Raw genomic sequence first — 24,477 nt, 5'->3', positions numbered from 1 at the left:
CCATATGGTCGGAGCTGTTTGAATGTATTATGCTAAAGAGCTTATTTTTCCTAAAAGATACTCCTGTATACGAACTGCATCATTTACGGTAAGACCGTCTCCGTTAATATCACCGTACTTAAAACCGTTTTCGGTAATATGTGTCGGATCTGTACCATTAATACCGTATTTGTTCGGATTTGCAAGTGCCTGCATGATAAGTACAATATCTGACATATCTATCTCACCGTCACCGTTGGCATCGCCTTTTACCCACAGAGGAACATTGAAGTTAACTTTGCCATTTTTACGCAGGATCGGATCATTATCATCTTCAATTATAATGTTATCCCACTGTTCATCGCTTCCTTCGTAATTAACTTCTTCTATTCTTGAACAGCCGTGAAATGCGGATCTTTCTACAAGTTTGATATCTTCTGAGAAATATATTGTTTTCAAACCAGAACAATCATAAAATGCTTGTCCATCAATTGTTTCAATCCCCTTAGGGAGTGATATTTCTTCTAACTGTTTCATTCCATAAAATGTTCTGTAAGGAATAATTGTTCCGCTTTTTATATTTATCGTTTTTAAAGACTTAGGAACATATAATCCGTATTGTACAGGATATGTATATTCTGTATCATCAGAAGCAAGAATACCTTCAATATCTGTATCACTGTTTTCAAACCAATTCAATGAAGCAAATGTTATTTTTTCAAGACTATTGTTGTTTCTGAATGCTTCTTTGCCTATTGTTCCGTTAACGATATTTATTTCAGTTTCCGTGTTCTTAGTACAGTTCATAAATGCCTGCTGACCGACCTTTGTATCCTCGCCCTCTATCTTTATAGAAGTTATTCCTTGACAGTTAATAAATGCAAAATTACCTATTTCCTTGGTTTTATCTGTAAATACAATGTTGCCAAATTCAACATTACTGCAATTATAAAATGCACGCTGACCTATTATTTCAGCATTATCAAGTATTCCATGTCCATAAATATATGCATTTGAACAGTTCTCAAAGGAGTCTGTGCCTATATATGTTAACCCCTCAGGAAGTGTTATTATTTCAAGTTCTTTCATTCCACAGAATGTTCTGTCAGGAATAATAGTTCCGCTTTTTATATTTATCGTTTTTAAAGACTTCGGAACATATAATTCATATTGAACGGAATATGTATATTCAGTATTATCAGAAGAAAGAATGCCTTCAATACTTGTATCACTGTTTTTAAACCAATTGAGCGATGTAAATGTCATTTTTTCAAGACTATTGTTGTTTCTGAATGCTTCTTTGCCTATTGTTCCGTTAACGATATTTATATCAGCTTCCGTGTTCTTTATACAGTTCATAAACGCCTGCTGGCCGACCTTTGTATCTTCACCCTCTATCTTTATAGAAGTTATTCCGTGACAGTTAATAAATGCAAAGTTATCTATCACCTTGGTTTTATCTGTAAATACAATGTTGCCAAATTCAGCTTTACTGCAATTCTGAAAGGCTTGCTGACCTATTTTTTCTACATTATCAAATATTTTTTGTCCCTCAATATATGCATTTGAACAATCCATAAATGATTCCGCATCTATCTGTGTTAAACCTTCAGGAAGTGTTATCTTCTCAAGTTCTTTCATTCCATAGAATGCTCTATAAGGAATAATAGTTCCGCCTTTTATATTTATTGTTTTTAAAGCCAGTGGAACACATATATCATAATTAGTAACATATGAGTCATCATTTTTGTCTGCACCAAGAAAACCACCAACACCTAATGTGAGATCTTTTGCGAAATCAAATGATGCAAGAGTTAATTCTTCGGTATTGATACAATTGAAAAAGGCGTTATCCTTTATAACTGCATTTTCGCTTTCCACTGTTATCGATTCTATCTTTGTACAATTACGAAAAGCATTAGAACCTATTACATTAACATTTGTGTTGAATACAATATCTCCGAATTCAGCTGAAGAACAGCCCGAAAAAGCACTGTTACCTATGGATCTAAGCTTGCTTGGAAGCACAAATGTTTCAGTAGTATCCTTCTCTCCGCCATAACGGAAATATTTCAGTGATTTACATCCATTAAATGCATCATCGCCTATCTTTGTTATCTCATTTGAAAGATATACAGTTTCGAGATTTTCTGCGCCTTTGAATAAACCATTGCCGATGCTTGTTATATATTCGCCGCTTTCCGGATCAACATCATCAAAAACTACTGTTTTGACTGTTTTGATATTCGCAAATGATAATGTCTTGTCAGAATACATATCACCGGAGCCATATATATACATTCCGCCATCAGAATAGATTATTCCCCAGACATTGTCACCAAGCTGCTCTGCCTCAAGCATTTCGTCGTCTTTATTATCAACAAAAGCTGTTGTTGTGGTAGGTACCGGCTGAGTTGTTGTGGTTGTTGTTGCTGCTGTAGTATATTTAATATCAACATTTTCAGTTGCTTCACCTGTAAGTACTTCAACCGTTCCGTCTTCATGCATTTTTGTCTCTAACATGAGATTTACAGTTTTTACAGAATTATCAACGCATATTGTATCCGTTTTAAATGGTGTTCCATTATAAGAGAGAACATATGAATATTCACCGTTATCACAATAGAATTGCGCATATCCATTTCTATCTGATACATTTTCTACTCCATCAACCTTTATAGAAACACCTTCCAATGGCATTCTTTGTACATCATATAGATTAAATACAGTTTTATATTTGTAATGAGGACAAGTTTGCTTACCGTCACCATTATAATCTTTTCTCTTTCCAAACTCTCTTTTACCAAACGGAACAAAGTAAAAATCAAAGCATGACAGTGGTATCTTCAATTCAAATAAAGAAATATTTGCTGTCAAATTCTTATTAAGCAGTTTTAAATTATATCCTATTTTGAATACTAAAGAAGATGAACCGTAGTAACATCCATTACATGAATGGAATTTATTTTCTGATGAATTATAAATTGCAACTTTTCCGTCATCTGATATTGGATAATAACAGTCTTCATCTTCAGGATCATTGCTTATATTTGGTTCATTGTTTCTGGATGCTTTAAATTCAAGACCAAATGTAAACTTTAAACCTGCACGGGCTACCTTATCACTTATTAGAACAACTGACGGTGATATTTCAATTCCGATAAATATTGTTCCTTCAACAGTAAAATCTACTGACAATGCATCAGTACCCGTTTTTTTAAATGGATCAAATGACCCGGTTTTTGAATTTGCTTTGAAACCTACTTCAGGAGTATATTTAATAGTTAAACTAATTTTTCCTGATATATTAAATATAAAATTAACCGTTGTTACTACTTTAATTCCGGGAATAGAAGTTGGAATATCAACTTTCAGTTTTTTTCCCAGCATTTCCTTTTCTTCATCAGTTATAAAATTATCATATTGTCTTAATTTTTCACTTAAAGCTTTGCCTTCTTTAGGAGATACTTCTTCTGTTCCTGCTTTAATTGACGCGCTAATTGAAAAAGATACATCAAAACTTAGATTAAAGTCAACTGTCGAATATGTCCATTTTTTACAGAAATTGAGTTTGACTGTAAAACCTATACTTCCGCCAATGTCAAAAGAAACATGGTCACTTTTATACTCATTCGGATCAGGAGCACCACCGCCCAAAGGAAGAGTTGCACTTGTTTTCATATTTAAACTAATCGGCTTTCTCGAATTATACATAAATTCAACAGGTTTATTCTCATCTAAAGTAAACTGTTCTTCGTTCTCGTGTCCAGGGAATACGAAACCGTCATCTGAATCTAATGTATCAATTGTTGCACCTTTCATGTCGCCTGTTGCTTCAAATTTTACAAATGCAAGCATATCGTCAATATCATCTGAACCTGTAACAGTTGCGGTATCGCCTTCAATATCAACGTTTTCTACTGCAATAGCTATTATATTTTCTTCATCTGGCTGAACATAGAGGAAATCTCCGCCATTAAGATACTGGATAGACTCGTCTATATGCTCAAATACAAAAGTATTACTGTCAAAATCAGCTGAAACAAGAGAGTTCTCAGTATCGGTACTTTCTAATTTAATAGCATCATCGCTGAGAACAATGAAGTTTGTATCTTCACTTTCATCAAAGTTTACAACTCTGTCTTCGTCAAAGTCGTGAATGTCAGTATCAGCTATTTCCTGCATTATCTTTGTATATGTATCAACATGGAATGCATCACATAAAACTTTATCATTCTTATCTACAAGTTTAGCCTCAAGCATGAAGTATTCAGGAAGATCTTTTGTATCTATTGTTTTCTCGGTTATGATACAGTTTCCAGCTTCAACTTCACATTTGAAATTTTGTACTGCTTCATTTGTATCTTCATTAATAAAAGAAAACAGTACATAGCATTTTTCGCTCTGTGTTGAATAAGCAGTTATTACACCAGTCTCGATATCAAAATCGAGGCCGTTCATTTCAAAAGAACTGCTTGTCTTATTCGTTAATTTCTCTAAATTTGCATCAACATTGTTTTCGTCTGACATCTTTTTGAAGTATTTGCCCAATGAATTCGTAGCAACGATATCATAATCAATAGAGCCGTTATCGATTTTAGGCTCATTTGGTTTAAAACTTGTGGAAGACTTATAGTTTTCTCCTGCTATAACCGACGTGACTGTAATAGCAGCGGCTAAAGTGCCTGTAATCAATTTTTTAAACATTATTTTTCTCCTTTTATGGTTATTTATGATCCACCTTACAAAAGGCAGAACCAATGGGGAATTTTTAATACTGTTTGCGCGTTAATAACGCAGTCTGCGAATAGTTCAATGAACCAAACAAACTTTTACAGTCACATTCTTCGGTGAGATACAACTGTTCTTTCATCTGCTTCATACCCCATTTTTGCAGATGAGATCAAACTTGTGAGTGCAGATACCGTAATTCCTATCGACATCGGAAACGATACCGCTTTTTTGATTTTGATTTTCATGGTTAACCTCCTATAACATTTTATTATATTGCAGTAAGTCAATATTGCAATAATATATATTATATAGAGTAACAATTCCTCTGTCAACTGGTTAATTGCCGATTTTACATATTCTTAATAATCTGATTATAATTTTTTATTATATAAAAAGCTATAGATTTTTTTGCAAAACATAAGAAATTCTATGACTCATATATTTTATATTAATCTCATTGTTCATACTATGTTTAAGTTGATGCTTCATGTGTAGCCAACAGTGAAAAAAGAAGTATATACTGATATCACCTGCTAATATTTTAATACACTTTTTGACGATACTGGCAAAATCTACAGCATATCAATGCCATAAAAAGAAATGAAAAAAATCTTTCATCGGACTGGCAGCTATCCAACCGCACTGATTAATGTTAAAACGAAAACAGTAAGTTCCGCACTTGCGGAGTTTTCCTGTATCAGTCTTAAATTGGCTTGAACGCGCTTTAATAGTTTGATTTAGCAATAAAAAAGCTAAGCAACTTGAGAGATAATGGCTGTTATCCAAACTGCTTAAAAGAATAGGTGTGTCAAAAAGTTAAAATGTCTGCATTACGCCGTCCTTTTATAATAATATGATAAATGTTCATGCGTAATAGTTCTAAGGTGCCTATTTTACGTGTAATTAATTTCTATTCTTATTATATTTCTTACTGCATATTTGTTGACGATTTCAGATGTATTAACGATATAATTAAATTTGATACAATTATAATGCTACGATCTTCAAACTGCATTAAACGCCTGCTATATGCATTTTTCGCCATGTAGTTTTATTGACAAAGCAAAAATAAAATGATATAATAAATTAGTGGTTATTTTTTAAACGTTTAAACATATAATTCGCTACTACATTTTACTAAAAATCTAAAAAAGGAGTAAATAATCATGATTTCAATGAAGAAATTATTTGCAATCAGCAGTTTTGCTGTAATCGCAACAGTAAGTATGGTTTCTTGCACAACAAAATATACTTGTACAGAGTCAGGTCATACTGACAGCTATATAAAAGTAGAAAACGATTCTACTACAACAAAGGGCAGCGGTTCAGCTAATAAGGTTTATTATGACGGTACCGGTTGGTGGGATATTTCCGGTAAGTTCACATATGACAATGGTACTGTAAAAATAACAACAGGAACATATAGGAATCAGACTTTTACAGACGTTATTGATTCTGCATCAAGTTCAAAGCTTGAAATATGCGGCAAGACATATAAATCCTGATTTTAAATTAGGTTAAAAATAAGAGCGTATCTCTTAATCATATAGTGATACGCTCTTTATTTTGATAATGAGGTATTCAATATGAAAAAAAATGTAATTCAAATTGTAATTTTGTGCTTATCTGTAATGAGTATTGTTTGCTCATGCGGAGAAAAAAAGTCACTCACTATAAAAAAAGGTGTTTATTGGCTCGCAGATACAGATACTTCTATTACTCTTGGAGATAATAATACACTCACTGTTCATGGATATGACTTTAAAAAGCTTGAAGAAGAAGCATATGAAAATTTCATGATACGTATGGAACAGGCAAATATGCCTGAAGGTGAAAAAATCAGCGATGAAAGAATCAAGCAGATAAAAGACGGTGTTGACCTTACAAAACAATTCCTAGATAAAACCGTTAATTATGAAACACAGGATGAAGATGGCGTTATAGGTATATATGTACCTGTAAATAATTCTGAGCTTTTCTTCTATGTCCAGTATTTTCCAAATAACGAAAGTCTGGTTTTTAATGAACATATCTTTAAAAGGAAGGATAAGTAATCGTCGTGATAGAAATTTCACATATTAAAAAAAGTTTTTCAGCTGGAGGAAAAACAATAACAGCAGCAAATGATATTAGTCTTTGTATAAATAAGGGCGAATTTGTTAGCATAATAGGACGTTCTGGAAGCGGAAAATCGACATTTCTTCATCTTATCGGCGGTCTGCTTCCCTGTGACAGTGGTAAGATTATTGTAAACAATCATGATATAACAACATTGAATGCCAACCAGCTTGCTGAGTACCGTCTGAAAGAGACAGGCTTTGTTTTTCAGGCTTTTAACCTTGAGCATCAGTATACTGTTTACGATAATGTTCGCATTGCTCTTGTAATAGCAGGAGTTCCGTGGTCTGAACACAGAAAAAAAATAGAATATGCCTTAAAACAAGTTGGCCTTGAAGAAAAAATAAATGTAAAAGCTGCAAATCTCTCAGGCGGTGAACAGCAGCGTGTTGCAATCGCAAGAGCGATAATAAATGAACCTGACCTAATCTTAGCAGATGAACCTTGCGGAAATCTTGACAGCGAAAACTCAAAAATGATAATGGATCTTTTATCTTGTATGCACAAAAGCGGAAAAACTGTTATTGTCGTAACTCATGATATGATAGATGCGTCAAGAGCCGAGCGTTTGATTGAAATATCTGACGGAGTAATTGTAAAAGATGAAAAAAATATCAATACTATGGTTTAGTTTAAAAGAGTTAAAGCATAATTTTGTAATGCTGCTTATAAGCTTTCTGCTTTTAACGTCTATCCTGACAGCGGCTTTTTTTGTTTCCGTCGCTTCATCAGATCTAATTGGATCGTTTTTTGACTACATTTCTTCAAGCAGTTATAAAACAAGCGGAGAAAAGGGATTTTCATTCACACTTAACGGATTACAATATACTGCTTTGGATACAGTATCAGATCTATCGTTTGTTTCTGTCATTCCTGATGATATTATGGTAAGAAGTTCTGATTTTTACTATAACGGAAATGAACTTGGAGATTACTACATAATGGCGCATTATCCTAACCCTAAAGAAAAAATAAGAATAATAAGCGGTACTGATCTTACAAAGGAAGTCATAGACAGCGAATTTATCTGGATATCGGAACAATTCTCTGAGGAAACGAACTGCAAAACAGGTGACATAATAACAAATAATATATCTTCAAACATAACAGTCGAATATAAGGTCGCAGGAATATTTGAAAGCGATGATGATATAGATGCTTTTTTGCCATTTGGTACTTATTACAAAACAATGGAAAAAGCAGGATTTTATATAGAAACAACAATGACAGGCACTATCTCTGATGTTGCAAATTATAAAAAGATGTCAGCCGAACTCAAAAAAAGAGGTATCCATTCCGAAAGCAATTATGATGAAGAAATAAAGGCAATAACTCTTATGAATCTGCTTTTGCAGGCATTGTTTGTAGTTGTGGTCATTGCAGGAATATGGACTTTTTCAAATCTTTGCAGCATTATCCTGAACAACAGAAAACGCTTCATCATACATTTGCAGATTCTTGGAATGAAGCCGATACAAGCATTATCTGTCTATGGTTTTATTATTATAGCTATATCTATACTTGCTTTTGTACTTGCAATACTGTTTTCAAATATTTTTTCAGTATACATAATTGATTTAGCGAAAAAAATCTATCCTGAACTTGGAAAAATGAAAGTCAATATTGCTTCACAACTGATAAAAGGCATTGTTGTTTTCTTAATAACAATATGCCTTGTTCTGATACGTTCATACAAAAATATACGCAGTACAGAACTTATCAGTCAACTCAGCGAAGTACAGTAATGGAGTATAGTTATGATAAAAGCATTATTTATAGCATGGAAGAACTTCAGATGCAAAAAAAAGGTTATGTTAAAGTTGATATCATGTTTTTTTGTAATAATGTGTTCAGTTTCATGTTTTTTCAATTATACTACTGCAATTAATGTTAGACTTGAACAAATAATCAATGGTTCAGCAGCAAAATCATACGTAGAAACTGAGTCAATGATAAACAGTCAAGATTATCCTCTTATTAGCGAAATAAAAGAAATAGCACGCTTTGAACCCGAAAATATTCCATTGAAACACATAAGGTTAACTGTTAATGGAAAGGAATACGAAGGAATAAATGATTACAGCTATGACTTTTCTACTCCTTTTTCAGTCGGAACAGCTCAGCATGTATACAGTGTTACTTTTATTATTGATGCTTATAATAACAAAGAAACGATATTTACTAAAAATGATATACAGGAATATAAAGAGAAATTCGGTGATAAAAACTTAGAAATAGCAGGCAAAGCTGAGCTTTCATCAGATAGTATTATTTTCACTGATTATATGCTTGATAAATTTGGACTGCCTGCGGATAGTTCGCTTATTGGCGCGGAAATCTCTTTATATAATTCAGAAACAGGTGAAATATACTGTGATGGCTTAAGGCTTTCATGTATACTCGATTCTAATATATTCAGAATAAGCTCTTTAAAAAAATTTGGGCAGATTATTATTTCATCTGAGCATGAAATAAAAGGATCTTCAAATCATACATACTATAATTATGCTCAAAATTATATTTTGGCATATGAGTTAGCAAACCAACTGTCAGCAGATAATATACCTCATTACATTCCTCTTGAACTTTATTATTTCTGCGAAATATACAAGCAAAATCTTATAGTATCAAGAGTAGTTTTTATGATAATGATAGTTTTCCTGATAGCGATGGTTGTAAGTATAATCACGGTTTTATATTTTTATCACTGCAATCAGCTTGATTACCGTCAAATGCTTCTTGCTATGGGATTAAAGGTGAAAAGTCTTTTCCTTATTATACTTATTGAAATAGCTCTATGTATATTGGTGTCATATATTATCACTTTGATAATAAGTGGGACTATAATGTTCTTGATAAGCAGATATCTGATTTCAAGTCTCGATGTGGAAGGTATGTTTAGCATATCTAGCCTTTTGAGCATTTCTTCAATAATAGCAGCTTTAATTTTTGCTTTTGCAATATTATTTGCCGCAATATCATCAAATAATATAAAAAACAGATTAAAGTAATAATACTTTAATCATCTGTAAAATCTTCAAAAAACGTTTTCCATATCATAAAATAAATTGCCCCCACATCACACGAAGCAATTAAGCTTAAACTGATGAGGGGGATTATTCTTACACTATTATACTCTCATAATTCTTTTTATTCGGAATAACGTGAGTATATGTATGAAAAGCGACTATTTTAAGAAATACAGCTATTCTTTGATATGTTTTTTCTGATACTGCGCTTATATGTCAACTAAAAAAGCAAGTAACCCATAGATGTATCTTGAAATTTGATTGAAAATGCTTTCAGTATATGGTATAATCAGAATGAACCGATGTGTGAATAAAATGAGCAACCAATTAGAAGAAAAAGGGCATGGATTTCCAGAAAAACGAGGTAAAAAATGCTTGAACCCAACGAATTATATCTTACAGGGCTGAAAATAAAATGGGACAAGATAGAAAGTAGGAGCTATCTCCGAAAAATAGCAGCTATCAATTCTCTTGACGAGCTGACGTTTCACTCGCCTGTTACGTTTTTTGTAGGTGAAAACGGCAGCGGAAAGTCCACGCTTTTAGAAGCTATCGCTGTCGCTTATGGCTTCAATCCCGAGGGTGGGACTTTGAATTATAGCTTTTCGACCTACGATTCACATTCCGAGCTTCATGACGCTCTCAGACTTGTACGAAGCTTCAATAAAGCAAAGTGGGGATATTTTCTCAGAGCGGAAAGCTTCTATAATGTAGCTACTGCTGAGGACTATTATTCAAGAATACAAGGCGTACCTCAGCACTACCACGAAAAATCTCACGGTGAAAGCTTTCTTTCAGTCATACAAAAGAACTTCAATCAGAATGGTCTGTACATTCTCGACGAGCCAGAAGCAGCACTTTCTCCACAACGTCAATTAACAATGCTCCTCGAAATGTCTAAATGCGTGAAAAAAGATTCGCAATTTATAATAGTTACTCATTCGCCTATTCTTCTTGGCTATCCTAACGCGGATATTCTCAGCTTTGACGATGGAAAGATTCAGTCAATAAGCTATGAGAATACTCAGAGTTATCAAATAACAAAAATGTTCATCAATGACCGCAAACAGATATTGAGGCACTTGTTCGATGAATAAATGTCATTTAACACAAAAAATCATAAATTATCAGAATGTCATGTTGTCCCAAGCTATATGGATATCTGTTGTGAATAACAAGATAAATTAGACTGCCGCAAACTTTGCGGCATTTTTTATAAACTACGAGAAATTGCTTGCTATTCATACCAATTTATGCTATAATTTTAAAAATAATTCGGACTGGAGGTTTCATCATGCTTGATTTTATAACCATAAACGAACACAGCAGTATCCGAATTGATGATGGAAAGATCATCTACTCTGATCCTTACAACATCAAAATCGCTGCTCATGATGCTGACATCATCCTCATCACACACAGCCACTTCGATCACTACTCTCCCGATGATATTCGTAAGGTGATGAAGTCTGATACTGTCATCGTCTGTCCAACATCTGTAAACGAACCACATGAGCTTGGTCTGACAGTGGAGCAGGTTACAGCAGGCGAGAAATTTGAAGTCCTGGGTATCAGCTTTGAGGCTGTTCCTGCGTACAATATTGGCAAGCCTTTCCATCCTCAATCTAATGGCTGGCTGGGATATATCATCGACAGTTCTGATCTTGGACGCATATACATAGCAGGCGATACGGATATCACACCTGAGAATGAACACGTGAAGTGCGACATTGCGCTCATTTCTGCAGGAGGTACGTTTACAACTGATGCTTCTCAGGCGGCAGAGCTTGTGAACACTATTCGACCAAAATATGCTATCCCTATCCACTACGGAACAGTTGCAGGCTCACCAGAGGACGGAGAGAAATTTCGTAAGGCTGTTGACAGCGGTATAGAGGTTGTTATAAAACTGTAATTATAGATTGTGTCCCCAAGGGATAACATAAATTCAGAAAGGATGATGAAAATGACTGCTAATGAGATTTTTGACCTTATCAACAAACACCCCGTATTTCACCTTGCAACTATGGACGGTGACCAGCCACGCGTAAGAGGTATGCTGCTGTTCCGCGCAGACGAAAACGGCTTCGTGTTCCACACAGCCTCAACAAAGGATGTTTTCAGCCAGATAATGGCTAATCCTAAGGCAGAGATGTGTTTCGCATGCGGTGAAGTTCAGATCAGAGTTACAGGAACACTCGAACTCAACGAAGATCCTGCGCTCCGTGAGGAGATATTCAACCACCCGTCCAGAAAGTTCCTTCAGGCGTGGAAGGACAACGGCATAGACAATCTTATGAAGGTATTTGTGATGAAGAACTGCACTGCTGTTACATGGACTATGGCAACTAATTTTGAGCCCAAACAGCCTATCAAGCTCTGTTAATAATATAAAAACATCGGGAACGGCTTAAAGCTGTTCCCATTTTTTGTTCTCTGTACTGTCGCAGTATGCGGTAGTGATTGCGGACTTCGATTTTGATATACAATAATTCTTTCATACAGAACGTTTACTGAATTAACAGAGTATGCAAAATAGCTATATTGTATAACTGTTTGATATTCTTAGCCCCAATTTTGTTGGTTAATTCATTATCAGAGCATTTAGTATATATGTAAACTAATATGCAGATATGCGCGACATATTATTGACAAAACATTTATTATGCTATATAATTCTTGAATATAAGAATATAAAATTCTTATACACATGATAGGAGGATTATTTATGTTATTCAAAAAAATGCTTGCAGTATTATCTGCACTCACTGTTATAGGAAGTTATTCAGTATATAACAGTGATCCATTCACAGTATCGGCTGAAAATACAGTTGTTTCAGACACTGATCCTGAGACCTGTACGGTAACAGTCTCGATGTCATCTTTAACAGAACCGATACCTGATGACGCACACATAAAAGCCAAACTTGTAAGATCAGGCGAAGAAGATGTCGTTATTGATGAATGGGAGCTAACACAAAACGGGGTAAAAGAACTAAAAGGACTTGAATACAGCGAGGATTATACCTATAAGATCATTTTTGAGGACGTGCCAGAAGGTTACACTCTGCCGAAATCGACAACGGTCAAGCTTAGCCAAAAAGGGGATACCGATAAAATCATTTTCTGTGGTCGAGGCGCAGAACGTGCCGATCGTGAAGAACGTGGTATGTATGACTGTATCGAAGTCGCTGCATCTGCTATCACTTGCAGCGACATAATCATATTTATGGGTGATTTGTTTGAAGGTAGTATTGAGGAAAAATATATCGTTGATGATAATGGTGTAAGATACTGTGGCGTAGGCGGATTTATTCTCCCCGACGGTCATTATACTGCTTACGTAATTCCCCGTGAAATATACAGATATGTTAAACCCAATTCAGAAGCCGCAGCAGCTATCATCGATTTTAAGGGTAAAAGAGATAAGCGAATAAATATGGATTATTTTGACAGGGACTTTTCAAAGGGATTTGGGTTTGATGTTGTAAACGGAGAAACAGATACTCTTCTTAATTTCTATGTTGAACCAACCCCTGAAAGATGCAACGCTTGTTCTGCTGATATTTCTATTGTCGATAGTGAAACGGAAGAACCTGTTGATGGTATCAAACTTGCACTTATAAATGAAAGAATTTTCAAGGAAAGCCCTATAATCTGGAACAGCACCGACTCTAACCCAATGTCATTTGATAAGCTGCTGTCTTTGAAAAATACTTATAAAGTTACTCCCGTTAATACTTCCGAACTCTATTATATACCTGATACTTCTTTCAAGTTTACTTCGGAGGGACAGCACAAGGACATAGTAATAAGGGCAAGACGCAAAAAGAATTTAGATGTACCTGCTGTAGTTCTTCCTGATGAAGCTCCTGTACCCATAGATGATAAGCACTGTGCTGTGACAATTGGAATAATGGACAATGACCGCAAACCTGTTGAAGGTGCAAAAGCAAGAATATACAAAAAAGTGGGTTCAAAAGAAACTGAACTTGTTAGCTGGAATGCAGAAGAAGAACCTGTGAAGACTATAAATGATATTGAATTTGATGAAGATGCAAAATACTATCTTGCTATAAACGGTGAATCAGATGATTATTACAGATATTCTGATATTCAGCTTGCCTTCGATAAAGGCGGAAGTGTGGACAGAGTTGTTCATCCTGTATATCCAACATCTATGAAAAGTGTAAAATTTCAGATTACAACATACAAAATTTTAAACAGCTACGGTATAATGAACAGCAATACCGGAGGAAAAGGCATCATGGTTACTGATATGCAGGGATACAGATATCCATGCATACCAAGCCAGATCTATCTTCCTGACGGAGAATACCTGTTAAAGACAGCACTCAATTCAAATTACAGGATAGTACAGCCAAATACCGAAATGGAATGGGCACTTAACAGCCTCTACCCTGAACTCCAAGGTACTTTCACAAAGTATTCCGAATACTATGAAAATGGTGTCAAATTCACAGTAAAGAATGGTGAATGTGATGAGGAGATATGTTTCTGTGCCGAAGAAGTTCCGACTTCAAGTAATTCCTGTACAGCTGATATTAAGGTAGTCGATGAAGAAACAGAAGAAACCGTTGAAGGTGTAACTGTTATTATGAATGCACCGTACAGGCTCGGAAATATAAGCTGGAATACCTCTGATACACCTGTGATGAACTTTGACTCTCTGAGACTCCTTAAAGAAGATTACTGCTTTAAACTGACTAATATTCCAGAGGGTTATGCATATAAATATGAAGAGCCTAAGATCACTTTTGAAAAATACGGTGAACATCAGGATTTAGTTATTAAACTCAGTAAAACAAACCAAAAAGGCGATGCAAACTGCGACGGTAATATAGACATGGCAGACACTGTACTTATCATGCAGGTTTTGGCTAATCCAAACAAGTACGGTATTAACGGTACTGATAACAATCACATTACAGAACAGGGTACTGTGAATGCAGACGTTGATACATCGGCAAAGGGTATTACAGGAAATGATGCATTAAAAATACAGAAATATCTGCTTAATTTAATAGACTCCCTTACACAGGACGAATAAGTTTATTACAAAAGCTCCTTCTTATGAAGGAGCTTTCTGTTATTTACGCGAATAATCCATTGAATTCCGTAACAATATTTTTTTAGAAAAGAGTATTGACATTAAAAATTCATCTTGATACAATAAAGATACTGTATGAAATTTCGATCGAATATACAGAACTCTATCAATACGGAGGTATATTATGACAAAGGACGAACTTCATAGGTATATTGAGGAAAGCAAGGGCAATGAGAGCAACATCTGCCAGATCTGCGCTTACAAAGACGTACAAATGGTCTATAGTGACACATGGCACGATTACAAGAAAGATGACTGCGTACACATAATGTCTGCTACCAAAAGCATTATGGCATTGCTCATAGGTATTGCCTTAGATAAAGGACAGATAGGAAGTATTGATGATAAAGTCCTTGACTATTTCCCTGATTATAAAGTCAAACGCGGAGAAAAGACCATATATGATGTGACTATCAGGCATCTGCTGACTATGAGAGCACCATATAAAGGCAAGGGTGATCCGTGGTCAAAGGTATGTTCAAGCGATAACTGGACTTACGCTTCTCTTGACTTCCTCGGCGGAAAGAACGGGCTGACAGACGAATTCAACTATAAGACGGTATGCCTGCATATCCTTACAGGGATACTCTATAAGGCAACAAAAATGAAAACTGTTGATTACGCAAACAAATATCTTTTCGGACCGCTGGATATCAGACCGTACTCTATCTACATAGCAAAATCAGCCGAAGAACACAAGCGGTTTACCATAGAGAAAACTCCTAAAGAGAATGTATGGTTCTGCGATAAAGAAGACTTGGGAACTCCTGGATACGGACTTTGTATGTCGGCGGAAGATATGGCAAAGATAGGTCTTTTATGCCTAAATAAAGGCGTTTATAACGGAAAGCGTATCGTTTCTTCAAGCTGGATAGAAGAAATGACAAGTCCCAGAAGTATTGAAAATCAGAACTGGCAGGGCATGGAATACGGCTATCTGTGGTGGATATTAGACCGCGAAAAGAATATATACGCAGCTCTCGGAAACAGCGGAAACGTCATTTATATCAATCCTGAAAAGAATATCGTTATTGCTGTAACAGCCTATTTCAAGCCCACTGTACTTGACAGAGCAGATTTCATAAGAAAGTATATCGAACCGATCATAATGTAAATGAGGTATTTATGAAAGTATTATTATTTCTTGCAAAAGGATTTGAAACAATAGAAGCAAGTGCGTTTATTGACATAGTGGGCTGGGCGAGAAATGACTATCACCATGAAGTTGATGTAGTCACCTGCGGCTTCAATAAAACGGTCGTCAGCACTTTCGGTGTACCTGTTTTAGTTGATAAGCTGGTAGGCGACATAGATACTGATGATTATGATGCTTTAGCAATTCCAGGTGGTTTTGAAGAATTCGGCTTCTATGAAGAAGCATTTTCTTCCGAGCTGTCAGATATCATAAAGCAATTCGATCAACAGAATAAGCCCATAGCCACTGTATGTGTAGCTGCTTTGGCTCTCGGATACAGCGGAATACTAAAAGACAAAGAGGCAACGACTTATCACCTGAATGGCGGAATAAGGCAAAAGCAGCTTGCACAGTACGGTGCATTGATCGTTAATAAGCCTGTTGTAAAGACAGGAAATATTATAACTTCCTATTGTCCGCAAACAGCACCTGATGTGGCATTTACTATGCTTGAAATGCTTATCGGAACTAAAAACACGGACGTTGTTAAGACTGCTATGGGGTATATGTAAGATAATCAGAAAACAAAAGGAGTAATATAATGAATATAGATAACAATCTTTACAGTGGACGTCCGACAGATGAACGATCAGAAGTGGAAATGACCATATATGACAAGCTCGACTCTCTTGGTATCGAGTACAAAAGAGCCGACCACGAACACGCTGATACAATGGAGGATTGCCTGCTGATAGAATCTGTCCTTGGAGCTAAGATATGCAAGAACCTGTTTCTATGCAATCGTCAGAAAACAAGCTTTTTTATGCTTCTAATGCCCGGAGATAAGCCTTTTAAGACAAAACATCTGACCTCACAGCTGAACTGTGCCCGACTTTCATTTGCAGAAGCCGATAAAATGCAGGAGTACCTACACACTGTTCCGGGCTCGGTTTCAGCCCTTGAACTGATATTTGATACAGATAACAATATAAGGCTCGTTATTGATAATGACCTTATGAAAGATGAATATATCTGCGGACATCCTGGTATCAATACATCAACAGTACGCCTGCTCCGCGATGATATGATCAAATATGTTCGTGCTGCAAAGCATGAACCGACATATATTGATCTGCCGACTGAATAATGAAAACAACTTTTATGGTTCCTTATTGATATGATATAAGTAAATAATTCCAATTACAAAGGCTTCTCCTTACAACGGAGGAGCCTTTTGCTGCAAATACCTATTTTTACAGCTTAATGAAAATAGGCATTGATTTTATGAGCAAATTCATCTATTCTGTAACTTACCATCTTTAAAACGCAACTTACCTTCATAATTTTACAGCTTACCAATAATCTGTTGACCTCTGATGTATAAAAAAATATAATATGGATATGGTATTGAATTGATAAGACATCATTGCAAATATGTATAGATCACTTCAGAAATATAAGCTCGTCAGCAGGAGTGCACACTGCTTTTCAGCTTATTTGAAAATGATACTTTGACAGAATAATAGTATCCCTTATTTTTGATTTGAATTATACATAAGCCTTATCCGACCGTTTATAACAGTTCCACACCTGAAACATTCTATTTGCAAACAAAAATTATTTTTGGAGGTATGAAAATGAAAAGATCTTTCCGCATATTTACAGCGACTACAGCAGCAGTTATCACTATGCTTTCTACAGTCAGCATTACTGCATCAGCTTATGATGTGACTCACCGCAATTATACCAAACTGACAAACAATTATAACGGAGCAGGTAAAGGTTACTGTTGGGGAACAGATGAACAGCAGAATGCGCTTCCGAGATTCACAAAAAATTTCCTGAATTCAGCAACGGCTGTTATAGCCGGTTTCAATAAAGGACAGTTCTGTGTCACACATATGCTTTGTACTCTCGATGAAAACATTATCTCAAGAGATTCATTGAAGAATCCTGAAAAGGCTCTGTATGCACGCAAACAGATCGACAAGTTATACGTTAAAAGACAAGACGGAGAACCATTTGGTCTCAAGCTGGAATATGAGCCGCACGGCAAAAATAACGGCCTCAGCAGTTTTGGTCTAAGACTTATGGACTCATACAACCTGGATTATTACTTATATGACAGGATGTACGTAGAAACTGATTATGATCATGCATTCAGAGATGAAAACACATTGTATTTAGATGATGTTACAGGTGAATACTCAGGCAGGCTGTATTTTGATGATATTTATATAGCAGGAATGCGTGTCAGCTGTTCTGATCCATTTACTAAATTCGGAGATCCAGTTATAACATGGGAGCGCGGCGGACCGAGAGTGTACGTTCCGTTCAGCGGAAGGATACCCACCCCTGATAATCCGATTTTTGAGGGAGTTTACGACAAGTTCATGACAAGAGAAGAGTTCGATCTCTATTTCAATTTCCTTCGTCCGCGCCATGAACCTTATTATGGATATGTAGGTGGTTCTGCTGAGATACTGACAGATCTGACAGTCACATACAACTACGGCAGCTACGTTGAAAGTAAAAAGAGGAGCTATACTACAAACGATCTTGTGAAGACATTGATAGCTCCTGAGATCGTTAGCTGTGATTGATATTGTATAGTTCATTCTGCATGATATAACTTATACTATATTCTGAACACATATATAAGAACCGTCCTGTATAAAAAGGTACAGGACGGTTTTTCTGATATATGCTTTAGCTTAAATAGAAAGGCCGTAAATAGGAGTTCAATTTGAATAATAAAATATTGCATAGGTGAAGTTGACAAGAGGCATTATTATATCATATAATATATACATATTTGACACGTAATGTCAAAAATTAATATTAAGGAGGAATATAAAAATGCTAAAACGACTCGTAGCAGGAGCATTGAGTGCGCTTATCTGCACCTCAGCGATCCTGTCAAGTGGCAACAAATTTATCACAAGTATCGCTCCTGACGGCAAAAATGATTCAATGATCGACCACGCAAGTAATCTGGACTTTGAATCCTCCAATTCACTGGGTAACTTTATTACCCATGCAGCTGAAGAAGATCAGACTGTGAAAAAACTCGCCAATTCAGATGTTGGCGAAGGCGAATACCTGATAACAGGTCTGGATTTTGATCCTGACACAGGTAAGCTTGCTGTTACTTCAACCCAAGCCAAGGACAGCAAATTTGTGATCACATTCGTTAATGATGAGGACGATCAGCTTTTCGCTTCCGTCGAGGGCAATGTCAGTGCAGGACGGCTGAAACGTACCGAAGCTTCTGTTGACACTTCAAAGTTGGGAGAGTACTTCATTATCAGAGTACAGCTCTTCGACCTTTTCAATCGTCCTGTAGGTGATACTTTCGTAATCAAGAAGTACACCAGAGAAGTTGCAGAGATACGTTCTAAAACAACTAAGGATTTCGCACAGGACAGGGTCGTAAACTTAGATGAGGACGAAACGAACAATTTCGTAGTTCTCAGCGATGACACAATTATCGCCGAAAGCGCAGACGGTAAGAACGATCTCGTTTCGTCTGACTTTGACAATAATGTTTTCGTTTTTGAAAATGCGGACGATACTGTAAAGAATCTTGAAAAGGGCGAATTCTTCTACATTCAGCCAAGTCCTGAATCTATCGTTTCTATCGCTGTTGAAGACGTAAAGGTAGACGGCGATACAGTATGCGTAGCAGGCAATGATAACATCGACGATATGCTCGCATTTGTCAAAATCGAGTCTCATTCTGACCCGAGAGATGCTGTTCTCGATATGGAAACAGCTGATGAGGGCATTGTTCGTACTGATACTGATTTTGAAGAGACAGGTGTCATGACATTTGAGATGCCACAGTATATGATCTTAGATACGGATAGCAGATCGCAGACTTTTGATGGGAAAATACCTCTTGGTGACTCAGGTATTATGCTCGGTGCAGGATTAACCCTTTCAACTACTCAGTCCTTTGATTTCTATAAAGAATGGGGGTATTTATACTCTTATTATGAATTAAAATCTGAGCTTTCAGTAAGTACATCATTAGATGTTGGTAGTGATGATTTTAATGATCTTCGCAATGATAAAGAAGGCGGCTTCAATTGCAATATTGGAACCATAATAATTCCTATTTGTTTTGGAGTAGATGCCAAAATATCTGCTGACTTTGTATTAGAGCTTGAAGCTTCACTAAAGATAGCCTATACTTCTTCTGTTACATATGGTTTCCAATATGACTCTGATGAGGGAATGGAACATATCGATAAGACCGTTGTTAAATCTGACGATGTAACTGTAATGCTTGAGGGAAGCGCTTTTATAGGTATTAAGATATCTGTATCAGTTGAAGTCTGGGGCATTTTAGAGGTTTCACTCTATTGCGAAGTAGGTCTTTCCGCAACGGGTTCACTTGGTTTATCTTACGCAAATTCAAACAACTCCAAATCCTTCTCAAACACAGCCTTTGTATGCTTTGATACGTCAGGTGATACAAAACACGCCTGCGATACCTGTCTGAAAGGCGATGTAAACTTTGTTATAAGAGGCGGTGTTGAACTTGATAGATTATTATCAAAAAAGAAGCTGGAGTGGACGTGGGATTTAGCAAATTTAAAACTTTTTGACTGGTATCTCAGCCTTGATAATCTTGGACTTTTAGCAGGTGTAGCCAGTCTTCCTGGTTCATGGATCAATAAAGCAGATAATTCAAGATTTGGAATAGGTACTTGTCCTAATGTTGCATATAAAACTACTTTTAATATAACTGCTGTAAAACCTGACGAAAAAACATATACTCCGAATGTGGAACTGATCGTTGACGACAAAGTATCAACAGGAGTTGTCAATGGAAAAGGAGTAGTTGTTTATTGCAGAAACGGCAGTCATAAAGTTGATGTTATTGTAAATGGTGAAGTAGTTAAGAGTGCAGAATTCCATATCAATAACAGAACAAAAACGTTAAATTATAGTTATAATGCCCCTGCTGATGAAGAAGATAATGATACAGAAGGCACAACAGCAGCAACCACACTGCTGGATGAAGATATAGACGGAGATGAAATTGTTACTACAACAGCCACAGTAAATGATGTAAAGTGTAACGTTACAACTGCAAAAGCTCCTAATCCTGATCATTACTGCCTCGAAGCAGGCTCACTTGGCGATCATATATCATATATGCTCTATCCATCAGGATATATGTATATTTTCGGTTACGGTGATATGTATGATTTTGATTCTTCACCTTTCAGAGATCCTTCTATTGTAAAAAATGTAGTTATTGAAAACTCAGGAAATGAAAAAGACGGTGAGATTATCACAAGCATCGGCAATAACGTTTTTGTCAACTGTGGAAATATGGAATCCATGAATCTGCCGCAGACAATAAAGCGGATAGGCAAGTATGCTTTTAAGAACTGTTCTTCATTCTCCAAAGTATCCTACGATGAATATGATTATGAAAAAAATAAGTTAATAGAAGTTAAGTTCCCTGAAGGACATCTCGAAATACCTAAGGCTGTCACAACAATTGAAACTGGAGCTTTCAGCGGTTGTGCTTCATTCACTGAGATCAATATTCCTGAAACAGTTATCGGAATTGGTTCATATGCATTTTCAGGTTGTACAGGCATAACATCTATTGAAGTTCCTGGCACAGTAAAGGAAATCGGTGAATTTGTATTTAGCAGTTGTACTTCACTTGAAAAGGCTATTATAAGGGGGGGAGAAGAAGGTATAGGCGGTCATATTTTTAATGAATGTGTTTCTCTTACAGAACTAACTCTTCCATTTGCAGGATTCAGTAAGGAATCAGTTGACGATCCCGAAGTATCCAGCGAACTCTCGTTTTACTTCAATAGTGGCTATTGCTACGATGACCGTTTTTACAAATTTTATAATAAATCCAATACAAAATATGACTATATGTCCGTTCCTAAAACACTTAAAAAGATAACGATTCTTGGCGGTACAAGAATTCCAAGCTATGCATTCTATCGCTTAAGCAGTGTTGAAACGATCATTATTCCAGATAATATTACTGAGATAGGTGACGCTGCATTTTATGAATGTTCTTCAATGATAAATGTACCTATTCCAAGTAAAGTAGTGAGCATCGGTAACAATGCATTTAGTAGTTGTACTAATGCCGAATTCAAAGATATGGTTCTTCCAAACACACTTAAATATATAGGCGATGGTGCTTTCTCAGGCTGTACAGGTTTAACATCTGTTGAAGTTCCTGATAGTGTAACAAAGATAGGTAAATCAGTATTTAGTAACTGCTCATTACTTGAAAAGGCTATTATAAAAGGTGGAGCAGACGGCATAGGCAGTTGTATTTTTTATGATTGTATTTCCCTTGAAGATATAACACTTCCTTTTGCAGGATTCAGCAAGGAATCAGCTGATGATCCTGAAGTAACCAGCGAACTCTCCTTTTACTTCGATTGCGGCTATCGCTATGATGAACATTTTTATCAGTTCAAGAACACATATAATGACTATATGTCGATTCCTAAAACACTTAAAAAGATAACTATTCTTGGCGGCAAAAGAATTTCAAATTATGCTTTTTATCGTCTCAGCAGCGTAGAAACGATAATTATTCCTGACAGTATTATTGAGATAGGCGACGCTGCATTTTATGAATGCTCGGCTATGAAGAATGTGCCTATTCCAAGCAAAGTAGTCAACATTGGCAACAATGCATACAGTAGTTGTACTAATGCCGGATTTAAAAGCACCATCCTTCCCAATACACTTAAGTCTATAGGCAATAGTGCTTTTTCGGGCTGCAACGAGCTCACAAGTATTACAGTTCCAGAAAACGTGAAAAAAATTGGCGAATATGCGTTCAGCTACTGTTACTCGCTTGAAAAAGCAGTTATAAAGGGTGGCGAAGAAGGCATAGGTGGTTGTATTTTTTATGATTGTATTTCCCTTGAAGATATAACACTTCCTTTTGCAGGATTCAGCAAGGAATCAGCCGACGATCCGGAAGCAACCAGCGAGCTCTCGTTTTACTTCGATTGTGGTTATCGCTACGATGATCGTTTTTATAAATTTTGGAATACATCCAATGACTATATGTCTGTGCCCAATACACTTAAAAGGATAACTATTCTTAACGGTACAAGAATTCCGAATTATGCATTCTTCAAATTGTCCAGTGTAAAAGATGTATATCTTCCTAAAACAGTAACAACTATTGCTGATAATGCCTTTAGCGGCTGCAGCGGTATAGAAAACGTTTACTATCCAAGCACAAAAGCTGATTGGGAGAAAAATGTTACCGTAGGTGCTAATAATTCTGAAATCGAAGGTAAAGTAAGATTTCTTAATGATGACGGAGTTTACGATACGACTACTACAACTTCAACATCTACTTCAACAACGTCGAAGGCAACCACTACAAGTAAGACTACTACATCAGCTGCTTCGACAACGTCGAAGGCAACCACTACAAGTAAGACTACTACATCAGCTGCTTCGACAACGTCGAAGATAACCACTACAAGCAGGACTACTACATCAGCTGCTTCAACAACGTCGAAGGCAACTACAACAAGCCAAACTACTACATCTACAACTTCAAGCACATCAAATAAAAGTACAAATACTGAAATAACTACCACATCGACTACTACTGAACTCACGGAGAATTCTAAGACAACTTCCACAACCTCTGAGGCAACAGAAACAGCTACTGCATCTACAACTTCAGAGACAACTACTACGACAACTTTCACATCATCAACTTCTACCACAACTACAACAAGCACGACTACAACTACGATTACAACAATCACTAACACCGATGACGAACCTGATATTGAATTAGGTGATGCTTCAGGTGATGGCAAGGTTGACGCAGTTGATGCAGGCATTATCCTTATGATATATGCAAAGAATTCAACTTCAAATCCGATTATATTGACTGTGAAACAAAAAGAAGCATATGACGTAAACGAGGACGGTAAGGTAAATTCACTTGACGCTTCTTACATTCTCTGTTTCTATGCTTATATTTCTGCTGCGAAAGATGAACCGATAACGTTGAAGATCTTTATGCTAGACAGAAAATAACCATAAATAATGTGATTCACTGGAAAGCTCCTCAATAAAGAGGAGCTTTCCGCTTATTCTGCCATACAGAGAACTATGAAGCGTACAAAGCCGATTTTTTGACAGAGACAAAATTAAGATGTATTGTTACATATTTAGATTTAGTCAGGTCTGAAAGCAGTCTGATAGGTATAAATCAACAAAATAATATTACAATAGTTCAATTTCATTGACTTCTAAACAGGGCATTGTTATAATAATTGTGTCTATAATACCCGTCATATGGCGGATATTGC

Annotated in this window: 16 protein-coding genes; 14 read left to right on the top strand and 2 right to left on the bottom strand. The window is 36.1% G+C overall.

From position 1 onward, the window contains the following. Positions 1-27: 27 nt before the first annotated feature. Together QZZ41_RS01640 and QZZ41_RS01635 are read right to left on the bottom strand one after the other, a co-directional pair. Entirely contained in the window at positions 28-4,686 is a 4,659-nt protein-coding gene (locus QZZ41_RS01640; protein WP_295067188.1) for a leucine-rich repeat protein, read from the bottom strand. Between the two features lie 131 nt (positions 4,687-4,817). Then, the gene (locus QZZ41_RS01635; protein ID WP_295067186.1) at positions 4,818-4,958 is read right to left on the bottom strand and encodes a hypothetical protein; all 141 of its coding nucleotides are present in this window, start codon (positions 4,956-4,958) and stop codon (positions 4,818-4,820) included. A gap of 921 nt (positions 4,959-5,879) precedes the next feature. Here QZZ41_RS01635 and QZZ41_RS01630 point away from each other — a divergent pair. From QZZ41_RS01630 to QZZ41_RS01565, 14 genes are all read left to right on the top strand, one after another. After that, positions 5,880-6,218, top strand: a complete 339-nt coding sequence (locus QZZ41_RS01630; RefSeq protein WP_295067184.1) for a hypothetical protein — start codon at positions 5,880-5,882, stop codon at positions 6,216-6,218. A gap of 81 nt (positions 6,219-6,299) precedes the next feature. Beyond that, positions 6,300-6,767 carry a hypothetical protein gene (locus QZZ41_RS01625; RefSeq protein WP_295067181.1) on the top strand — a complete coding sequence of 156 codons (468 nt, stop codon included), beginning with the start codon at positions 6,300-6,302 and terminating at the stop codon, positions 6,765-6,767. Positions 6,768-6,772: 5 nt separating this feature from the next. Beyond that, positions 6,773-7,462, top strand: a complete 690-nt coding sequence (locus QZZ41_RS01620; RefSeq protein WP_295067178.1) for an ABC transporter ATP-binding protein — start codon at positions 6,773-6,775, stop codon at positions 7,460-7,462. After that, positions 7,434-8,576, top strand: a complete 1,143-nt coding sequence (locus QZZ41_RS01615) for an FtsX-like permease family protein (RefSeq protein ID WP_295067175.1) — start codon at positions 7,434-7,436, stop codon at positions 8,574-8,576. The genes QZZ41_RS01620 and QZZ41_RS01615 overlap by 29 nt, the downstream gene beginning before the upstream one ends. Before the next feature lie 12 nt (positions 8,577-8,588). After that, positions 8,589-9,842: a hypothetical protein gene (locus QZZ41_RS01610; protein WP_295067173.1), complete on the top strand. Its 1,254-nt coding sequence runs from the start codon at positions 8,589-8,591 to the stop codon at positions 9,840-9,842. Between the two features lie 389 nt (positions 9,843-10,231). Next, on the top strand, positions 10,232-10,957 hold the full coding sequence (locus QZZ41_RS01605; RefSeq protein ID WP_295067170.1) for an AAA family ATPase: 726 nt from the start codon (positions 10,232-10,234) through the stop codon (positions 10,955-10,957). A 197-nt stretch (positions 10,958-11,154) separates the two neighbouring features. After that, on the top strand, positions 11,155-11,775 hold the full coding sequence (locus QZZ41_RS01600; RefSeq protein ID WP_295067167.1) for an MBL fold metallo-hydrolase: 621 nt from the start codon (positions 11,155-11,157) through the stop codon (positions 11,773-11,775). 51 nt (positions 11,776-11,826) lie between these two features. Then, positions 11,827-12,246: a pyridoxamine 5'-phosphate oxidase family protein gene (locus tag QZZ41_RS01595; protein WP_295067164.1), complete on the top strand. Its 420-nt coding sequence runs from the start codon at positions 11,827-11,829 to the stop codon at positions 12,244-12,246. Positions 12,247-12,588: 342 nt separating this feature from the next. Continuing rightward, a complete protein-coding gene (locus QZZ41_RS01590) occupies positions 12,589-14,931 on the top strand; it encodes a dockerin type I repeat-containing protein (protein ID WP_295067160.1) in 2,343 nt (780 codons plus the stop codon). Positions 14,932-15,115: 184 nt separating this feature from the next. Beyond that, the gene (locus QZZ41_RS01585) at positions 15,116-16,105 is read left to right on the top strand and encodes a serine hydrolase (protein WP_295067158.1); all 990 of its coding nucleotides are present in this window, start codon (positions 15,116-15,118) and stop codon (positions 16,103-16,105) included. Between the two features lie 11 nt (positions 16,106-16,116). Next, on the top strand, positions 16,117-16,698 hold the full coding sequence (locus QZZ41_RS01580) for a DJ-1/PfpI family protein (RefSeq protein WP_295067156.1): 582 nt from the start codon (positions 16,117-16,119) through the stop codon (positions 16,696-16,698). Between the two features lie 29 nt (positions 16,699-16,727). Next, positions 16,728-17,273, top strand: coding sequence for a prolyl-tRNA synthetase associated domain-containing protein (locus QZZ41_RS01575; protein ID WP_295067153.1), 546 nt, complete (start codon positions 16,728-16,730; stop codon positions 17,271-17,273). Positions 17,274-17,763: 490 nt separating this feature from the next. Next, positions 17,764-18,729 carry a hypothetical protein gene (locus tag QZZ41_RS01570; protein WP_295067150.1) on the top strand — a complete coding sequence of 322 codons (966 nt, stop codon included), beginning with the start codon at positions 17,764-17,766 and terminating at the stop codon, positions 18,727-18,729. 256 nt (positions 18,730-18,985) lie between these two features. Continuing rightward, on the top strand, positions 18,986-24,202 hold the full coding sequence (locus QZZ41_RS01565) for a leucine-rich repeat protein (RefSeq protein WP_295067147.1): 5,217 nt from the start codon (positions 18,986-18,988) through the stop codon (positions 24,200-24,202). Positions 24,203-24,477: the final 275 nt, after the last annotated feature.

The organism is Ruminococcus sp., from assembly GCF_016283395.1.
Note: the sequence above shows the minus strand (reverse complement) of the source record. Positions and strands in the feature narration are given on the sequence as shown.

Excerpts from the sequence above, each read along its gene's own strand:
- QZZ41_RS01610 (WP_295067173.1), top strand. The coding sequence starts at position 8,589 with ATGATAAAAGCATTATTTATAGCATGGAAGAACTTCAGATGCAAAAAA.
- QZZ41_RS01635 (WP_295067186.1), bottom strand. The coding sequence starts at position 4,958 with ATGAAAATCAAAATCAAAAAAGCGGTATCGTTTCCGATGTCGATAGGA.
- QZZ41_RS01615 (WP_295067175.1), top strand. The coding sequence starts at position 7,434 with ATGAAAAAAATATCAATACTATGGTTTAGTTTAAAAGAGTTAAAGCAT.
- QZZ41_RS01640 (WP_295067188.1), bottom strand. The coding sequence starts at position 4,686 with ATGTTTAAAAAATTGATTACAGGCACTTTAGCCGCTGCTATTACAGTC.
- QZZ41_RS01570 (WP_295067150.1), top strand. The coding sequence starts at position 17,764 with ATGAAAAGATCTTTCCGCATATTTACAGCGACTACAGCAGCAGTTATC.
- QZZ41_RS01590 (WP_295067160.1), top strand. The coding sequence starts at position 12,589 with ATGTTATTCAAAAAAATGCTTGCAGTATTATCTGCACTCACTGTTATA.
- QZZ41_RS01580 (WP_295067156.1), top strand. The coding sequence starts at position 16,117 with ATGAAAGTATTATTATTTCTTGCAAAAGGATTTGAAACAATAGAAGCA.
- QZZ41_RS01630 (WP_295067184.1), top strand. The coding sequence starts at position 5,880 with ATGATTTCAATGAAGAAATTATTTGCAATCAGCAGTTTTGCTGTAATC.
- QZZ41_RS01585 (WP_295067158.1), top strand. The coding sequence starts at position 15,116 with ATGACAAAGGACGAACTTCATAGGTATATTGAGGAAAGCAAGGGCAAT.
- QZZ41_RS01565 (WP_295067147.1), top strand. The coding sequence starts at position 18,986 with ATGCTAAAACGACTCGTAGCAGGAGCATTGAGTGCGCTTATCTGCACC.
- QZZ41_RS01600 (WP_295067167.1), top strand. The coding sequence starts at position 11,155 with ATGCTTGATTTTATAACCATAAACGAACACAGCAGTATCCGAATTGAT.
- QZZ41_RS01625 (WP_295067181.1), top strand. The coding sequence starts at position 6,300 with ATGAAAAAAAATGTAATTCAAATTGTAATTTTGTGCTTATCTGTAATG.
- QZZ41_RS01605 (WP_295067170.1), top strand. The coding sequence starts at position 10,232 with ATGCTTGAACCCAACGAATTATATCTTACAGGGCTGAAAATAAAATGG.
- QZZ41_RS01575 (WP_295067153.1), top strand. The coding sequence starts at position 16,728 with ATGAATATAGATAACAATCTTTACAGTGGACGTCCGACAGATGAACGA.
- QZZ41_RS01595 (WP_295067164.1), top strand. The coding sequence starts at position 11,827 with ATGACTGCTAATGAGATTTTTGACCTTATCAACAAACACCCCGTATTT.